16 protein-coding genes are annotated in these 16,482 nt (G+C 36.9%); 2 read left to right on the plus strand and 14 right to left on the minus strand.

Translation table 11 applies throughout. The features are described 5' to 3' along the window. Positions 1-13: 13 nt before the first annotated feature. Both ACOAOT_RS13400 and ACOAOT_RS13405 read right to left on the minus strand, forming a co-directional pair. The gene (locus tag ACOAOT_RS13400; RefSeq protein WP_420217440.1) at positions 14-1,726 is read right to left on the minus strand and encodes an ABC transporter ATP-binding protein; all 1,713 of its coding nucleotides are present in this window, start codon (positions 1,724-1,726) and stop codon (positions 14-16) included. Then, positions 1,726-3,465, minus strand: coding sequence for an ABC transporter ATP-binding protein (locus ACOAOT_RS13405; RefSeq protein WP_420217441.1), 1,740 nt, complete (start codon positions 3,463-3,465; stop codon positions 1,726-1,728). The genes ACOAOT_RS13400 and ACOAOT_RS13405 overlap by 1 nt, the downstream gene beginning before the upstream one ends. A 211-nt stretch (positions 3,466-3,676) precedes the next feature. Here ACOAOT_RS13405 and ACOAOT_RS13410 point away from each other — a divergent pair, with 211 nt between their 5' ends. After that, positions 3,677-4,570, plus strand: a complete 894-nt coding sequence (locus ACOAOT_RS13410) for a polysaccharide deacetylase family protein (protein WP_420217442.1) — start codon at positions 3,677-3,679, stop codon at positions 4,568-4,570. A gap of 85 nt (positions 4,571-4,655) precedes the next feature. On the opposite strand, the gene ACOAOT_RS13415 is transcribed toward ACOAOT_RS13410, so the two are convergent. Then, positions 4,656-4,880 (minus strand): hypothetical protein, encoded by a 225-nt coding sequence (locus tag ACOAOT_RS13415; RefSeq protein ID WP_420217443.1) that lies wholly within the window; start codon positions 4,878-4,880, stop codon positions 4,656-4,658. A gap of 258 nt (positions 4,881-5,138) precedes the next feature. On the opposite strand from ACOAOT_RS13415, the gene ACOAOT_RS13420 reads away from it, so the two are divergent. Beyond that, the gene (locus tag ACOAOT_RS13420; RefSeq protein ID WP_420217444.1) at positions 5,139-5,861 is read left to right on the plus strand and encodes a DUF5131 family protein; all 723 of its coding nucleotides are present in this window, start codon (positions 5,139-5,141) and stop codon (positions 5,859-5,861) included. A gap of 86 nt (positions 5,862-5,947) precedes the next feature. Here the strand turns inward: ACOAOT_RS13420 and ACOAOT_RS13425 are convergent, their stop codons facing one another. From ACOAOT_RS13425 to ACOAOT_RS13475, 11 genes are all read right to left on the minus strand, one after another. Then, entirely contained in the window at positions 5,948-6,247 is a 300-nt protein-coding gene (locus tag ACOAOT_RS13425) for an MGMT family protein (protein ID WP_420217445.1), read from the minus strand. Between the two features lie 18 nt (positions 6,248-6,265). Beyond that, positions 6,266-7,510, minus strand: a complete 1,245-nt coding sequence (locus ACOAOT_RS13430; protein WP_420217446.1) for a flavodoxin family protein — start codon at positions 7,508-7,510, stop codon at positions 6,266-6,268. Beyond that, positions 7,510-8,064: a PadR family transcriptional regulator gene (locus ACOAOT_RS13435; RefSeq protein WP_420217447.1), complete on the minus strand. Its 555-nt coding sequence runs from the start codon at positions 8,062-8,064 to the stop codon at positions 7,510-7,512. The genes ACOAOT_RS13430 and ACOAOT_RS13435 overlap by 1 nt, the downstream gene beginning before the upstream one ends. A gap of 271 nt (positions 8,065-8,335) precedes the next feature. Further along, positions 8,336-9,382 (minus strand): lysylphosphatidylglycerol synthase transmembrane domain-containing protein, encoded by a 1,047-nt coding sequence (locus ACOAOT_RS13440; RefSeq protein ID WP_420217448.1) that lies wholly within the window; start codon positions 9,380-9,382, stop codon positions 8,336-8,338. Positions 9,383-9,438: 56 nt separating this feature from the next. Next, a complete protein-coding gene (locus ACOAOT_RS13445; protein WP_420217450.1) occupies positions 9,439-10,059 on the minus strand; it encodes a LysE family translocator in 621 nt (206 codons plus the stop codon). 12 nt (positions 10,060-10,071) lie between these two features. Further along, entirely contained in the window at positions 10,072-10,512 is a 441-nt protein-coding gene (locus ACOAOT_RS13450; RefSeq protein WP_420217452.1) for an Lrp/AsnC family transcriptional regulator, read from the minus strand. A gap of 233 nt (positions 10,513-10,745) precedes the next feature. Next, on the minus strand, positions 10,746-12,191 hold the full coding sequence (locus ACOAOT_RS13455) for a glycoside hydrolase family 1 protein (RefSeq protein ID WP_420217454.1): 1,446 nt from the start codon (positions 12,189-12,191) through the stop codon (positions 10,746-10,748). Between the two features lie 15 nt (positions 12,192-12,206). Then, on the minus strand, positions 12,207-13,595 hold the full coding sequence (locus ACOAOT_RS13460; RefSeq protein WP_420217456.1) for a PTS transporter subunit EIIC: 1,389 nt from the start codon (positions 13,593-13,595) through the stop codon (positions 12,207-12,209). Positions 13,596-13,911: 316 nt separating this feature from the next. Continuing rightward, complete coding sequence (locus tag ACOAOT_RS13465; RefSeq protein WP_420217457.1) at positions 13,912-14,613, minus strand: ABC transporter permease; 702 nt, start codon at positions 14,611-14,613, stop codon at positions 13,912-13,914. After that, positions 14,601-15,527 carry an ABC transporter ATP-binding protein gene (locus ACOAOT_RS13470; protein ID WP_420217458.1) on the minus strand — a complete coding sequence of 309 codons (927 nt, stop codon included), beginning with the start codon at positions 15,525-15,527 and terminating at the stop codon, positions 14,601-14,603. Before ACOAOT_RS13470 ends, ACOAOT_RS13465 begins: the two co-directional genes overlap by 13 nt. An 84-nt stretch (positions 15,528-15,611) precedes the next feature. Continuing rightward, positions 15,612-16,481, minus strand: coding sequence for a sensor histidine kinase (locus ACOAOT_RS13475; RefSeq protein ID WP_420217459.1), 870 nt, complete (start codon positions 16,479-16,481; stop codon positions 15,612-15,614). Position 16,482: the final 1 nt, after the last annotated feature.

Below are 16,482 nucleotides of genomic sequence, written 5' to 3' on the forward strand. Positions count from 1 at the left end.
TAATACTGCGGCATCATATTATTTCTGTCTGGGCATGTACAAGGCTGGTATACACGGAACCATTTTTCATCAGCTCCACATGTGATCCTGCTTCTGCCACCTTTCCATTCTCAAAAACATAGATCCTGTCTGCGTTCTGAACTGTGGACAGACGGTGGGCAATAATAATTGTGGTTTTCCCCTGGCGTAATTCGTCCATATTTCGTTGGATCTGTCGCTCTGTCTCAAGATCCAATGCAGATGTTGCCTCATCAAGAATTAATACATCGGGGTCTGCTGCCAGAGCTCTTGCAAGGGAAAGTCGCTGTTTCTGACCACCCGACAGGCTGATTCCCCGTTCCCCTATCATAGCATCATACCCAAACTCCAGGTTCATAATATCATCATGAATCTGTACCAGCTTACAGATTTTCATCATTTTTTCATCGGTAATCCCACTTCTTCCAAACAATATGTTGTTTCGAATGGTATCCGGAAAAAAGTAAGGCTCCTGAAAAGCGATATTGTAACAGGAATCGTAGTCATGTTCCTTTATCTCTTTCAATTCCAACCCATTGATTCGAATTGCTCCGTTTGAAGGCTCATAGAACCGAAGAAGCAGTCTTGCGACGGTTGACTTTCCACTTCCGCTGGACCCAACAATTGCGACTTTTTTACCAATTGGGATTGAGAATGTTAATTCATCCAGTACCTTTTGAGAACTTTCTGAATATTGAAAGGAAACTTTATCAAAGGCAATTTCATCAATCTGTTTCAGGCGTTTTTCTCCGGTCTCCTCTTTGGCACTTTCGATTACCGATCTGACACGCTCAATGCTGACTTCAAAAGAGGTCCAGCGAACATGAAATTCATAAACTGCCTGCAAAGAGGTGGTCATATTTAATGAATACTGATATAAAATCAAATATGTACCAAGAGTCATCTGATTATGCAATACCAGATATCCCCCGTATAACAATACTACAAGATTGGTTCCCCATCGCAGCGGAGCCGTCAGAAACAATTGCTCATTTATAATTCTTACTTCTTCCATTATTTTTGTATAATACTTTTTAAATAACCGATGGTAAATCTTCTCTTCCCATCCCATACGGTCATATGCAATTACTTCTCTTGTGGAAGAGATCCCTTCCTCAATATGAACCAGAAGATTGGTTCTGCTTTCTTTCACCTCTTTTGACTTGGACTTCATGCGCTCTTTGTAGCTTTTCCCTATGATAAAATATAAAATTATCATGACAGTCAGTATGATTAGTACCGAAGGACTTAAATATGCCATAACACCGATTAAAACAATTAGTTTAATCAGATCCTGAAGGGTAAGGGGCAAGCGGTAAACATTCTCGCCGATGGATTCCACATCATTTGTGAAGTAGTCTACATATCTTGTAATTCTCTCATTTTGGAACTGTGAAATGGGCATTCGGTACAATGCCTTCATTAATACTTCTCCAACATTAACCCTCACTCCATATCCGATCTTATGAAGTATCCACTCTGACCAATATGGAGTAACTGCTCCTAACAAATAGGCTATTGTAATAAATATAAGCAGCTTAGGAAGAAACTGATAATTTCCCTGAGTAAAAACCGAGTCGATTAACCATTTCTGAAGTCCGATCTTTGACATTTGAGCTATGATTTCTAAAACCATTATGATACAGGCACCCAGGAATGCCCACTTGCTTTTCTTAATAAATTTCCAGTACCAACGTATATGATTCATCAGCTGACTCCTTCTACGAGTTCGTAAAATAACCCTTTTCTATGTATCAGTTCTTCGTATGTGCCAATCTCAGCAGCTTTTCCATCCTGAACATAAACAATTTTATCATAATCCATAATCGTAGAAATACGATGGGCTATGGCTATGGTGGTCCTGTCTTTGCTTAACTGATCAAGGGCTTTCTTAATATAGGCTTCACTTACATTATCCAGTGCAGAAGTTGCTTCATCAAGCAGCAGAATGGCAGGATTTTTAATAAACATCCTTGCAATTGCAATTCTTTGTTTTTGTCCTCCGGATAATTTAATACCCCGCTCTCCCACAAGCGTTTCATACTGCTGTTCCGTTTCCATAATAAACTCATGGGCGTAAGCTGCTTTTGCTGCCTGAATCACCTCTTCATCCGTGGCATCAGGGTTGCCAAACCGAATATTTTCTTTAATGGAAGACCCAAACAGATACGTCTCCTGAAATACATACCCAATGCTGTTTCTAAGCTGGGATAAGGATAGATTTTTTAAGGAGACTCCCTCCAGAGTAATGTCCCCCTCCTGGGGATCATAAAACCGGTCCAGCAATTTTAATACCGTTGATTTTCCATTTCCGCTCGCTCCCACAAAAGCGACACGCTCTCCAGATTTTATTTCCAGATTAAACTCCTTTAACAGATCGGTTCGATCCTGATAATGAAACGAAACATTTTGCAAGGAGAAATTTCCAGATATCTGCGGAAGAATACATGGCTTTGCAGGTTCGGCTATATCTGGCTCAACTTTAATAAAGTCAAATAGTTTCTCTGCCTGTCCCAATAAATGCATCTGTTCCGTGAATACATAGGATAATCCATTGATCTGACGCATAACCATCATAAAATAAAAGATATATGCGCTAAATTCACCTACTGTCATTTCTCCATGCTTTACCAGATAAGAGCCATATACAAAAAAACCGATATTTCCAACACTGGTGGTAGCTACGCACAAGGCAGGCCGCAAAAGCCGAAAGAAAAGAGAACCAAGCCGGGCATCTTTGTAAGCCCTGAATGACTCTACAAACCTCCCTGTTTCCCACTCTCTTGCATGATACGCACGGACCTCCTGTATGGCACTTATGCTGTCATATGTCTTTTTATCCAGTGCCGTTTTTGTATCCGTCTGCTTTTTCAAAAATTCCACTACTTTTTTATCAATGTAAGGACCATAGGTAAAAAACAGCAGGTAGCTTCCTATGATAATCAAGGTAAAGCGATAGTCCTTAATGGAAATGACGGCTAAGGGAAAAATAATAGATAAAATCATATAAACCGTACCTGGAAAAAAGTCTCTGTAAATGCTTTGTACTGCAAGAACTTCTGTATTTAACAAGGATAAAGTCTCACCCACAGGTTTGCGTTCAAAATAGGAGAAACCAAGTTTTCGCAAATGGCGATACACCGAATACTGCAAATCTCTTGCCGTTTTTTCAGGCAAAGCCCTCTGCATTACATTGTTTATGGCAATAAACATAAGCATAACTACGATTGCAATAACCAGATATATAATTTGCCCGGTAAATGCCTCCGCATTTTGCTGCATTACCACCTTGTCAATAAAGACCTGGATAAAATATGGAATCGACATCTCACATAGGATGATTCCCGATCCTGATAGAATAAACAAAAACAAAAGCCCTGTATAAGGCTTAAAAAATGATAATACCCACAGATAGATTGAAAGTCTTTTTTTATTATGCTGCTTCATATTCCCCTCTCCATTTCTGTACCGGATTTTTCCTAAACATTTTAACAGAGATGTGAAAAAATTGCTTAACTCAGTCTGCTCTTTTTTCAATTTAAGTTACCCCTCATTCTATATTTCTTCTCTGCTTAATCTACCCGGTTATTAATTTCTATATAGTATACCATTAGTTTGATGAGCATACAATTATTATAAATAAGTGGAAGGAAGAAATATGGAGTCCTCAAAAAAATATAGATGTTATCTTAAAAAATTGCTTCTAATCATAACTTACAGCTTGTTATCCATCTCTATCATCAAAAGTATTTATAAAATCAACGCGGTTTCTTCCGTACAAACCGTTGATGGAATTATAGTTCCAATCATTATGTATCATCAGGTAAAAGACAGTGGTTTGGGCAATGATGTCATTAGTCCCTCTGAATTTAAAAGTGATTTAAAGTATTTAAAAGATAATAATTACAATACTATCACGATGGCACAATTAATTGATTATGTTTATAATAAGAAAGATTTACCCCAAAATCCAGTCATTCTGGCCTTTGATGATGGGTATCTTAGTACCTATTTAAATGTTTATCCACTGTTAAAAGAATACAATATGAAAATAGTTCTATCTATCATTGGAAAAAGTGTGGATGAGTTTTCGAAGGTAAAGGATGAAAATATTGAATATTCTCATGTTACATGGGATGAAGTAAAAGAAATGCAGGAATCCGGACTGGTTGAAATGCAAAACCACTCCTATGGTTTGCATAAAATTTCAAAAGCACGTTATGGATGCGGTCAAATGGCAAATGAAACTCAGGAGCACTATGAAGAATTTATAGCGAATGATCTGAATATGTTGCAGGAAAAGTTAATGGAAGTAACAGGAAGCTGTCCAACTACATTTACTTATCCATATGGCAAATATAACGATAATCTGGAAAATATAATGAAAAAACTTGGTTTTAAAGCAACTGTAACTTGTAAATTTGGAGTAAATATAATTAATAATAATCCCGATACGTTGTTCAGTCTGAAAAGAATACGCAGGGCACATAATCAAAGTATTGGAAAAATGTTAAAACAGGGAATGGCTACCGTGAAAATCCCTCATAACTAAAAATCCTCCTCCCTATAGCAGGAGGAGGATTTTTAGTGTCATATGTTATCATAATGTGTTGGATAACAGAAACCTTTGTCCATGATCAGGAGTCCTGCTCCTCTTTGGTCTCTTCCTCTGATGAAGCTAACACAGATTCCAGAGCTTGCTGGTATTCCTTTATTTTTGGCAATTGTTCCTTCAATATCCCCAGTACAAGCTCCTCTATCTGTTTCTGTTTTTCAGGATCAGCATACTTAGCTTCTGCTTGGGCAATCAGGTCTTTTTTTGCCTCAATCTCTTTTCTGATCAAATCAGCTATATAATCCATACTTGTGGCCACCTTTCCTAATTTTGTATCAATTGCGCCTATTTATTGCACACCAGGATGTTTCGATGTGCCAGATTGGAACTGACATCTGTATCGGTCCCCAGCCCATAGTTCTGGTTGTTCGATATCATTCAGGCGTATAACCATTATATGCTGGGGCTTATCCAACGGTGAAATGCAAGCTGTCTCATTGTTTGTACTTGTCAATTATGCTATAATCAAAAACAGATTTATAGGGGGTAAAAGAGGAGGAAGCTTATGAATTGGGAGCCGTGGACTGGTTGCTATAAAGCAAGTGAGGGTTGTACAAATTGTTATTTTTACGGACCGTATGGGAAACGCTATGGTCAAAATACCATACAAAAAACAGATGAATTCGATTGGCCCATAAGAAGAAATGCGAAAGGAGAATATAACATTAAAGGGGATAAAATCCTTGCAACCTGTTTTGCAACTGATTTTTTTCTTCCAGAAGCAGATGAATGGCGTAAAGCTGTTTGGGCTGTCATTAAAGAAAGAACTGATATAGAATTTTTAATTTTGACAAAGCGGATTGACCGTTTCCCTGTATCCCTTCCATCTGATTGGGGCACAGGGTATGATAATGTGAATATCGGTTGTACTGTGGAAAATCAGGAATTAGCCGATTACCGGCTTCCGTTATTTTTGTCCTTTCCGATAAAGCGGCGTTTTATCGCATGTGCTCCGCTTTTAGAACCCATAGATCTAACGCCGTATCTTCACGGAGTGGAGCATGTGACCGTTGGTGGTGAATCCGGGCGGGAAGCTCGTGAATGTGACTATGAATGGGTTCTTAATATCCGTGAACAATGCGTGAAAGCGAATAAAACATTTTGGTTCAAAAATACTGGCTCGCTTTTTAAGCGTGAGGGCATAGTAGAAAAAATAAATCCGTTTAAACAAACAGCGAAAGCGAAAGAATTTGGTATTAATATTTTAAATGGTCAAAAATTATTTTAACAGTAAAGATCGGCAGGTGGATTACCTGCCGATCTTTACCATTAAGCATCTGATTTATTGAATAAAATTTAACATACGGGAAAAGCTCATATTCCATATATAGAAATATCTATGTATCCTCCCTCAGATACTTCTACACCTTCCGATATAAGAAGTTCTCTTTGAATCGCTGCATATCTGGCATCCGTGATTGATATCCTGCCCTTGGAGTTAATAATCCGGTGCCATGGGAGATCATACTTCTCAGTCATAGAATGGAGTATCCTGGCTACCTGCCTGGCACCTCTATTATTTCCTGCAAATCTTGCGACCTGTCCATAACTCATGACTCTCCCGTATGGTATTCTCTTTATTATTACAAGAACTTCCTCAGTGAACTGTGTCATATCACTTCTCCTTAAAACTTATTCTATGTATGGTTTTGCGAATCTTTTTTCATAAGCTCCATTTTTCCTGAGATTTAGATCCCAATAAAAGTTTGTTAATCCGGTTAATGATAATATAGAATATAAGATTTGTATACCTTTAGACAGGTATTCCGATTTTTCATATTCTTTTTTCAAGCTTAAATCCATAATTCCTTTGCCAGCATACGTTCTCCCTATTTGCTCCATCTGATCAAATAACCTTTTATTGGCTTTTTCGGGTTTCATTTGAATACCTTCTACACCGCCTTTTATGATTGTTCCATCAAAGGATACTCCCAGCCTTTTTGTAATTAACTCAAGATAGGGTCTCAAATAGTACGACTGACTGGTCTCAGGAAATCCAGACTGAACGAAAAATGCCATATGTACTTCTTTGTTGTGAATTGGCTTCAGCAGTTCAAAAAATTTCATTACCGAACCTGGCATAGCATGAACATAGAGTGGGAAAACAAATAAATTATTTTCAGCAGAGCTAAAATTCTCTGCCCACATTTTATGCTCTTTTGTATTGATCAGGTTCCTTACCACGATATTTTCAACCCCTTGTTCTCTCATTCCCATTATTATCTTTTCTATGATCAACTTACTGTTGGAATGATTCCCTCTTGGAGAGCCGTTATAAATCACCCATTTACCGGTTGGCTTTCTTTCAATAACTTCCTTTGCCAGAACCTCATCTGTTGGTTTTGCAATTTCTACGTCAGCTGTTTTTATGCTGTTGCTTTCATATAACAATTCTTTACAGGGGCTTTGAAAATGGTATGCCATCCGAGCAAGATAATTATTAATGACCATTACTTCCTCTTTACTTAATCCTTCTTTTTCAAAATAGAAGTTAATAATTGGATATTTATCATATCTTTTTAAGTGTCCGCATTCACCATTTCTTAACTTGATGTAGGGTAAGTAATGTTGTATTAATCGATCCAGAAATGTTTTTCCTTTGCCGTTAATAAAACCATTCTCCGTATGAAAAAGAATGACCACTTCATCACTGTTTATATAGTCTTTATATAAATTATCAGCTCCATCGTTTAAAGCACATGTTCCGGGAGTCCTCCACCAACAGCTCCAGCAACCAATGCAATCCATTATTTCAGTATCCATTGAATCATGGACAACTATCTCCGCTTCATTTTTTGTTTCCATATAATATTTTTTAATTTCCTGAGCCAGTAATTCATTATTCTTACCTAACCCCAAATCAAATACAGATACCATTATGACTCCTCCTCAATTCTTTTGATGTAATCTTCAAACCACTTTGTAACAAAATCAGAATAAGCCAGACCGAACTCCAAAGCATCATTTTCATATTTAGACGGCTTATGGCTTTCTATCGTTAGCCCCATTCCTTCAAGCCGTAAATTCCCCTCATCTCTTATATTTACCAGGTCTCTACCCATATTCTTAAAGTTATTAATATGAATTTTTATGGATTCCAACCGTTCCTCTTTGGTTAACTCATGAAAGAAAAACATTTTTAATAATTGTGTGGACTTATACTTATCTGAACCCCAATCCTGCCTCATTAACATGCTAAATCGTTCTCTTCCGGAATCTGTAATGCTATATAACTTTTTTGTCCTGTTATTTTTGACTTCTTCCTTTGAAGATATATATCCATTCTTTTCAAGCTTCACTAATGCAGGATGGATTGCTCCCTGACTTGTGCTTGCGAAATATTCGGTGCTTCTTTCCATTCCCTTTTTTATGTCGTATAAGGTGAGAGGATGATAATTAGTTAAAAATCCTAATATGATCAGTTCTATCATGCAATTACTCCTTTGTTGGATCAAGTCTTATATGTCGTTTAGACATATATTATTTGTACAGTACTCTTATTTTAGTATTTTGTCAAGTTATTTTATTCATTACTTAAATATTATATATCATTAAATTACATGCGATATAAATCATGAAAATACAGATAGAAATAATGTGAATTAGAGTTATAAAACAATAAATCAGATAGTCCCTTTCATTGATAATAATGAACGACTATCTGATTCGTATTTAGAGTTAGATAGGTTATTAAGGGGCACTTTAACCAATACGCCTTTGTTCTTTCATCATTCTATGATGTGCAAAAGCATATACAACATAGCTGATTAATAGAGGAAAATAAAAATTAATAATTCTGCTTAAGATCATAGCAGAAGGGAGCTGATCCCCCTGATAAAACTGACCAAACACATTTAAATATGCTTTTTCCGCAATTCCTACTGAACCTGGAAGGGGGACTGCAGCAACTGCAATATTAATAAATGACTGACCTGCCATCAGATCAAAGCAATCATTCTTCCTGTAACCAAAGCTTAAGTATACCAGAAACGATACAAAACAGTATGCAATCCATTGAAATACTGTGATTATAAATACCTTTAAAAACAAATCCGGGTTTTTTATAATCAATCTGGACTTTTCACGGTAAGAAATAATTAAAAGATCAAACTTTTCTTTTATCTCCTTTGGTTTTTTAAACAGATGGAGTTTATTGCCAAGTTTTAAAACAAGATCAAAGAGAAAAGGGATAACAATTCTGGAAAACATCAATGCTGATAAAACCGCCGTCAGGGAAAGCATAACACCTGTTCCTGCAAGTAACAGCCAAAAAAACCAGCGTGCTGACTTCTCTAATATATTAAATCTCAGTAACGCAAACACTCCTCCCATTAAGACAATCACAATCTGGCTGACGAAAACCATTAAAAATATTGTGATGGCAGAGATATCAACATAAATTTTATCTTTATTCATGTAATACATCTGGGCGGGCTGCCCTCCGCACGCTCCAGGAGTTATTGCGCTAAAGTAATTTCCAATATACGAATAATCAATGCAATTTTTATAGGAGACCTCCTGTTTTAATCGATGCATAATCATATAGAAATTCGTAGCCTGACACCCTGCATAATAAAACATCAATGCAATTCCGGTAATAAGATATAAAAAATGCACACTTCCAGCCACTTTTACTAATTCTTTAATGGAATACTCTTTTAAAAGAACTGAAATAGTGACAGCCATTAAAGAGGTCATAACCAAGATACTTCTTATCTGGGTTTTTTTACTGATTATTTTATCCCGCATAATTAATTCCTCATGTTGAAGTTGATACTTTTTATTATTACCAGAGGTGGCTAATCCTATGTTAAATGTCTTAAATAGATTAATAACGGCTTTATTCCAAAAAACACCACAACAATACCAACCGCCACATTCATAACTTGTATGATAATCTGCGGTAAAAATCCGCCTAATACACTTCCCACTAACGCGACAGCTGTCAAAAAAATTATGGTAGCCATAATACAACCAGAAGCAAAGAAAAAAAGTTGTTTTTTATTCCACTGGTTTTCTACCATTTGTGCGGAAAACATTCCACTCCAAAAAATAATGGTCAATGGATTGGATGCCGTAAGCAGCAATCCCTGAACAAAGAGGTTCTCAACTGATACATTAAAAAAAAGTGGGATATGAGGCATAAAAGACAGATCAAATACACCTGCTATTGTGTTTACGCCAAATAAAACCAGCACCAGACATCCAATCACTTTTATAACTTCATTTATTTTCCCCTTTTTGATAATAGCACCAACTCCAACACAGGATAACGCTATATATAAAGCATCAATAAGAGCAATTGCAAGAACAAGGTGCAAGCCATAAATAGCCCCGTATGTTGTAGATGTGTGAAACACCATTAAACAGATTGGCCCAACGGCTAATTGCAATAACATACCAAATCTAAATCCTTTTAGAATCAAATCGCTACCTCTTTAAAAATTTATTTCTTCTTTCAGAGTGATAAGTGAAATAATAGTGTTGGAGCCTGAGACACCTTTTATTTTCTTAAGTATCTTTGATAAAAATTCTTCCAGCTCCTGCGTATCTTCAACAATAACTTTCAACAAATAATCATAATTGCCCGCAACGTGATGGCATTCTAAAACACAATTATATTGCACAATGGCATTTCTGAAGCTATCAATATTCTCTGTTTCATCTATATTAACAAAGATGAACGCTAAAAGACGTTTTTCTATTTTGTCTCTATTTATTTTAATCGTGTATTGCTGAATCACCTCTGCCTGTTCCAGTTTTCTAATTCGTTCGGCAACTGCTGGAATAGACAAATTCACTTTTCTACTGATCTCAGATGCAGAGGCCCTTCCGTTTTCTTTAAGCTCATTAAGTATGGCATAATCAATTCCATCCATTATTATTCCTCCTCCTTTAATTAATCTTATCATATTCTTTATTATCAGTAAATAAATGTCATAAATACGATAATATATTAAGTTTTAATCACATAAACTTAAAATTTCGAAATAAAACATTAACTTTTTTTACTCTCACTTACATATCTGCAATTTTACTTTTAATCTATAGAAAAAAGCGACCACTAGATTGTGATCGCTCTTCGTAAGAATCCGGAAGGTTTTTTTAAAGCTTATTCAAGATCTTCTCCATTGGATGCAATTACTTTTTTATACCAGTAAAAAGAATCTTTCCGCAATCGTTCAAGACTTCCATTGCCCTCGTTGTCTTTGTCAACATAGATAAAACCATATCTTTTCTTCATTTCTCCAGTTGAAATACTAACTAAATCAATACAGCCCCAGGGAGTGAATCCGATTAAGTCAACGCCATCCCTGATTGCCTCTTCCATCTGTCTGATGTGTTCTCTGAGATAATCGATTCGATAGGAATCATGAATGGTGTTGTCTTCTTCTAATACATCAACTGCACCCAGTCCGTTTTCAACTACCATCATGGGAATCTGATAGCGGCCATATAAATCATTAAGGAGGTAACGGAGACCCTGTGGGTCAATCTGCCAACCCCAGTCGCTTGCTTTTAAGTATGGGTTTTTTACCCCCATAATGACATTGCCTGATGTTTTCTTAGCTTCTTCATCTGCTGTTGTACAAGTACTCATATAATAACTAAAGCTATAAAAATCAACAGTTCCCTGTTTTAATACTTCTAGATCATTGTCTTTTATTTCAATTGAGATTCCCATTTCCTCAAATATACGATTTGTGTAATATGGGTATTCGCCTCTTACCTGCACATCACCGCAGAAGTAGTTCATTCTCATTTCCTTCTGGGCTAATACAACATCGTCCGGATTACAGGTATAGGGATAAATTGCTCCTCCTGCAACCATACAGCCGATTTTAAATGCAGGATTAATTTCATGACCTAGAATAACTGCCTTAGCACTGGCAACAAACTGATGATGAGTTGCCTGGAATCTTTTTTGCTTCTGTTCTTTTGTAGGAACAGCCGAAAAATCCTGCAATGGGCCGTCTTCGCTTTTGATTCCCCCGGACAGAATATCACCGACACCCATCATCATACAGTTTATTTCGTTAAAAGTAAGCCAGTACGTAACCAGATCCTTATATTCTTTAAATACTGTCTCGCAGAAATTCAGGTAAAAATCAATACAGTCACGGCTTAGCCAGCCACCATATCTGTCCATTAAATAATATGGTATTTCGTAATGAGAAATCGTTACCAATGGCTCTATTCCATATTTTTTGCATTCTTTAAAAACATCTCTGTAGAAATCCAGACCTTTTTGGTTTGGTTCTGCTTCATCACCTTTTGGAAAGATTCTGGTCCAGTTAAGAGATAATCGAAATACCCGAAAGCCCATTTCTGCAAATAATGCGATGTCTTCTTTATATCTATGATAAAAATCAATCGCCTCGTGAGAAGGATAATTGTTTTCGCTCTTAATTTCATTGGTGAAATAACGTGGTGTGCTTACAGTTCCTGCTGTAATATGGTCGCAAACGCTATCCCCTTTCCCATCTTCCAGCCAGCCTCCCTCAAACTGGTTAGCTGCCGTGGCTCCACCCCACAAAAAATTCTTTGGAAAACTCATTGTGATTCCTCCTAATTATTGATATATACTCTCGCCTTTATAAATAACAAGAGTAGTTACAAAAGTTACAATAATGCCCAGAATAATACTAATCACCATAAATATAAAGTTAGAGCTATTTGGTCCCACAAAGCCAGTGATACCAAGAATTCCTGCACTTCCGCCTAAACTGTACATATATACTTTCATTAAACCTGCAAAAGCTGCTGAACAAAAATTACCAAACATGGAAGCATATAACGGCTTCTTCAATTTCATATTAATACCAAACATAGCCGGTTCTGTTACACCGCCAAAAATTGCAGTGATTGCACTGGATCCTGCGGTTGATTTTGTTGATTTATCTTTACATTTAAATGCCACTGCGGCTGCGGCTGCACCCTGATTAATATTTGATAAAACATTTGCAGTCGCAACAATTGGTTCATAACCAAAGGTAACTAATGAATTGAACATATATGGAAATAATGCACCATGCATACCTGTAAGAATTAATAGTGGATAAATGGTTGCCAATACTGCCACACCAAAGAAACCGGTTGTTTTATACAGCCACATAATTGCTATTGCTAGATAATTTCCAAGGAAAGCACCAGCGGGGCCTATTAATCCTAAGGTTAATGGGAGCATAACTAATATGGTTCCAAGAGGTACGACAATTGCCTTTATAGATTCTGGTGCTATTTTTTTGAAAAACCGTTCCACATGGGACATTACATAGACTGCCATAATAATGGGGAAAATGGTGCTGGTATAGCTAGCTGCGTATACAGGAATTCCAAAAATGCTCATAGGTATGGAACCTGCTACATTTGCTACCATAGTAGGATGGATCATAATTGCTCCAAGAAGCATACCAAGTCCCATATTTGCTTTGAACTTATTAGCAGACGTTGCACCTAAAAATATGGGGAGGAAATAAAAACCTGCATCTGATGCAAAAGTAAGTACTGCATGAGTTGGCATATCCGCAGTTAATAATCCAGTCAGCTCACCTAAGATAATAACAACTTTCAGCATACCTGCACCAATAATGGCGGGAAGCAGAGGAATTAAACTGCCTGTAATTCCATCGATAATAGCAGCAAAGCTGATTTTTTTCTTCTTACCTTTATCTAAATTTTCATCAATGGCTTTTTCCGTCTGAAGGCCAGCTTTTGCAGCGACAATGCTGTAAACCTCACCAACAGATTGTCCGATAATAATCTGTAACTGCTCGTTTGACCACTGTGCCCCGACAACACCCTGAAGCTTTTGTATTTCAGACAGATTTATAATGCTTTTATCCTTTACTTGAAATCTAAGACGTGTCATACAATGTCCTAAATAGCTGATGTTATCCTTTCCACCAACTAACTCTAACACGTTTACAGCCAGTTCATCATATTTTTCTTTTTTTGACATATCCGTTCTCCTTTTTTTACAGTAATTTTTGTGTAATGTTTTACATGTTTCTTTACAAACTCCGAGGAAATAAAAAAACCGAGGGAACGCACAATATTAGTGCGTTTACCCTCGGTTATGCCTCCATTACGAGTGACAATCCTTAGATTAATCCATTATTTAATTAATACAGGTGTTCTTGTTACTATCTTGTGATTAGTATAGGGGAAAAGAGTTATTATGTCAATGTAATATATTTCATAAAATTACAAACACTTATTTGTACAATATATACAATTCTCAGAACAGTTTTCACTGCTGTAAAATTAAACTTCATTTACATCACATCTTCTTTTTCAACGTTATGGACAGTAAGAAATCCGCAAATCAGGGAGACACCAAATAAAAATACCGGAAGAATTATATTTGTCCTTAAAGTCAGATCTCCTATGTTTCCATTCATCACAGAAAACAATAAAAATGAAGTAATAATAACCGCTCTCGATGACATCATCAATTTCCCTATATATAAAGGAATAAACGCCAGAGTCACAGTAAGTACCGTCTTTAAAATAATCTGTAAGTAGAAATTTGCACTTAGCATATCATAGCCCAGCGGTAAGCCGGTTCCCACCTCAGAGGATAAGGCCAAAAGCAGGCAAATAAACAGTTTCCCAAGAAAAAGAGCCACCGTACAGAAAATCCATACTGCCATCATCTGAGATAGTATTATTTTTTTTCTGGAGATGGGATAGCAAAACATCAGACTCTGAGTTTTATTGTTATACGCCTTTATGATGAAGGAAGACAACATGGAAGAGGTAAAAACTAAAAACACGAGATTGGTAAGCAATTCAATTTGCTCTTTCATATTAGCAGCCTCAGGTGCAGATTCCGATATTCCTAATTCAGCATCAATGGGAACATAATAACACATTGCAAAGAAAAGAATTCCAAGGACTACAAATACAACTGCCTGTTTGATTATATATTTTTTTGTATGATACTTTTTCCATTCCAGTCTGATTAATTTCCACATTCGCTCTCACCTCCTGTGACTTTCAGGAAATACTCCTCCAGAGATTCTGTCTGGGAATGAAATCCCTGAATTTCTACCTGATTTTCCGTTAACGCCTTCATAATATCCCGTGACGTAGCTTCTTTTGTATAGACTCGGATCACATTGTTATTTAAAACTTTGAAATTGGAAATATTAAGGCACTCTGTAAATACGTAGGAGGCCCTGGTTATTTCCGATGTTTTGATTTCCAGATACTCAAGTCCCTTATCCGTAAGCTCTTTCATAGAAACTTCTTTTACCAGTCTGCCTTTATGAATGATACCTATGGTATGTGCAAGGCTTTCAATTTCAGAGAGCAGGTGACTTGAAATAAGAATAGTCATCTCATACTCTTTACACAGCATTCGGAACAGATCCCGGAACTGTTTCATACCTGCCGGATCCAGACCATTTGTTGGTTCATCTAACACCAAAAATTCCGGCTTTGTGAGTACAGCTCTTGCAATACCCAGCCGCTGCTTCATTCCCAGTGAAAATTCCTTTACTTTTTTTCCTCTGTTATCTGACAAAGACAGCAGGGACATTGCTTTTTCTACACTGTCAGGACTGTAATACCCCATGTATTCACAGTGCAGCTTTAAATTCTCTTCCGCCGTCAGTTCGTTGTAAAACACTGGAAACTCAATCATGCTGCCCATACGTTTTAAAAACAAATAGGAATCAGGGAGTAATTTCTCACCAAATAAAACAATATCACCTGAAGTTGGTTTCCATTGATTGGTGATCATCTTCATCACCGTAGTTTTTCCCGCACCGTTGGGTCCAAGAAAGCCATAAATTTCTCCTTTGGCAATATGCATGTTCAAGTCGGATACAATGGTCTCTGCGCCGATTTGTTTGGTTAAGTGATTGGTTGTTAAAATCGTCTGCATTTTGTCACTTCCTTTCATACCCATAATTCTAGCAAGTGATTTCTTCAAAACTCTTGAATAAATCTTACAAATTTCTTTCTTGAATTAATAATCCAGCTGCTGGAGTTTTAAAGTAAATACGGTTTCCTCATTGGGAATACTCCTTAATGTCAGGGTACCATTGATTTTTTCTGCCAGACTTTTTGCTATGGTAAGACCTAATCCATTGCCCTGGATCTCCCGGTTCCGGGAATCTTCTAACGTATAGAGACGGTCAAATACCCGGGGAATTTCCGTATAAGCAATTCCCTTTCCATGATCAACCACATCCACAAACACAAAGTTGTCTTCCCTGCGAAGGGTCAGTCCCAGGTAATGCCCTGCATCCCCATAACGGATTGCATTGCTGATCAGATTATTAAGAATGCGTCCCAACGCTTCCCGGTCTGCATAAACGAAAACAGAGGACTCAGGAATATCAATGTTCACATTAAATTCTTTCTCTGTTAAGATATTATAAAAATCAACAATGATCTCCCGGCAGAATTCATTTAAATCTATTTTGGACATCGTCAGCATTGTATCACCGGCTTCCAGCTTTGCCAGTGTGAAAAACTGGTCAATCTGCTCTTTTAATTCATTGGCTTTATGAGAAACCTTTTTTATCATACTCTTTTCAAGTGTCTCCTGCATTAAAAGCATTTCCAGATAACCGATAATAACAGTCAATGGTGTTTTCAGATCATGAGAAATATTGGATAGCATCCGTTTGATATTCAGTTCTGATCTGCGATAACCGGCATTTGCATTCTGCCTGTCTTCCAGGATACGGTTAATCTGTTCCAATAGATGTTTGATTTCCTTATCTTCTGTAAATAACATCACTTTTTCATTGGTATCCTCATCTAAAATACGTTCCAGTTCATCACTGACCGTCTGAATTTGTTTTAACGTTCTTCTATTTAACAGAGACATG

Origin of the sequence: Lacrimispora struthionigena (assembly GCF_048627165.1) — a bacterium.
GTDB lineage: Bacteria > Bacillota > Clostridia > Lachnospirales > Lachnospiraceae > Lacrimispora.

Coding starts and splice junctions, on each gene's coding strand:
- ACOAOT_RS13430 (WP_420217446.1), bottom strand. CDS start 7,510: ATGGTATCTGTATTTGATTTGGGGTTAGGTAAGAATAATGAATTACTG.
- ACOAOT_RS13425 (WP_420217445.1), bottom strand. CDS start 6,247: ATGACACAGTTCACTGAGGAAGTTCTTGTAATAATAAAGAGAATACCA.
- ACOAOT_RS13450 (WP_420217452.1), bottom strand. CDS start 10,512: ATGGATGGAATTGATTATGCCATACTTAATGAGCTTAAAGAAAACGGA.
- ACOAOT_RS13460 (WP_420217456.1), bottom strand. CDS start 13,595: ATGTCAAAAAAAGAAAAATATGATGAACTGGCTGTAAACGTGTTAGAG.
- ACOAOT_RS13470 (WP_420217458.1), bottom strand. CDS start 15,527: ATGCAGACGATTTTAACAACCAATCACTTAACCAAACAAATCGGCGCA.
- ACOAOT_RS13405 (WP_420217441.1), bottom strand. CDS start 3,465: ATGAAGCAGCATAATAAAAAAAGACTTTCAATCTATCTGTGGGTATTA.
- ACOAOT_RS13415 (WP_420217443.1), bottom strand. CDS start 4,880: ATGGATTATATAGCTGATTTGATCAGAAAAGAGATTGAGGCAAAAAAA.
- ACOAOT_RS13400 (WP_420217440.1), bottom strand. CDS start 1,726: ATGAATCATATACGTTGGTACTGGAAATTTATTAAGAAAAGCAAGTGG.
- ACOAOT_RS13440 (WP_420217448.1), bottom strand. CDS start 9,382: ATGCGGGATAAAATAATCAGTAAAAAAACCCAGATAAGAAGTATCTTG.
- ACOAOT_RS13435 (WP_420217447.1), bottom strand. CDS start 8,064: ATGATAGAACTGATCATATTAGGATTTTTAACTAATTATCATCCTCTC.
- ACOAOT_RS13420 (WP_420217444.1), top strand. CDS start 5,139: ATGAATTGGGAGCCGTGGACTGGTTGCTATAAAGCAAGTGAGGGTTGT.
- ACOAOT_RS13475 (WP_420217459.1), bottom strand. CDS start 16,481: ATGTCTCTGTTAAATAGAAGAACGTTAAAACAAATTCAGACGGTCAGT.
- ACOAOT_RS13455 (WP_420217454.1), bottom strand. CDS start 12,191: ATGAGTTTTCCAAAGAATTTTTTGTGGGGTGGAGCCACGGCAGCTAAC.
- ACOAOT_RS13465 (WP_420217457.1), bottom strand. CDS start 14,613: ATGTGGAAATTAATCAGACTGGAATGGAAAAAGTATCATACAAAAAAA.
- ACOAOT_RS13410 (WP_420217442.1), top strand. CDS start 3,677: ATGGAGTCCTCAAAAAAATATAGATGTTATCTTAAAAAATTGCTTCTA.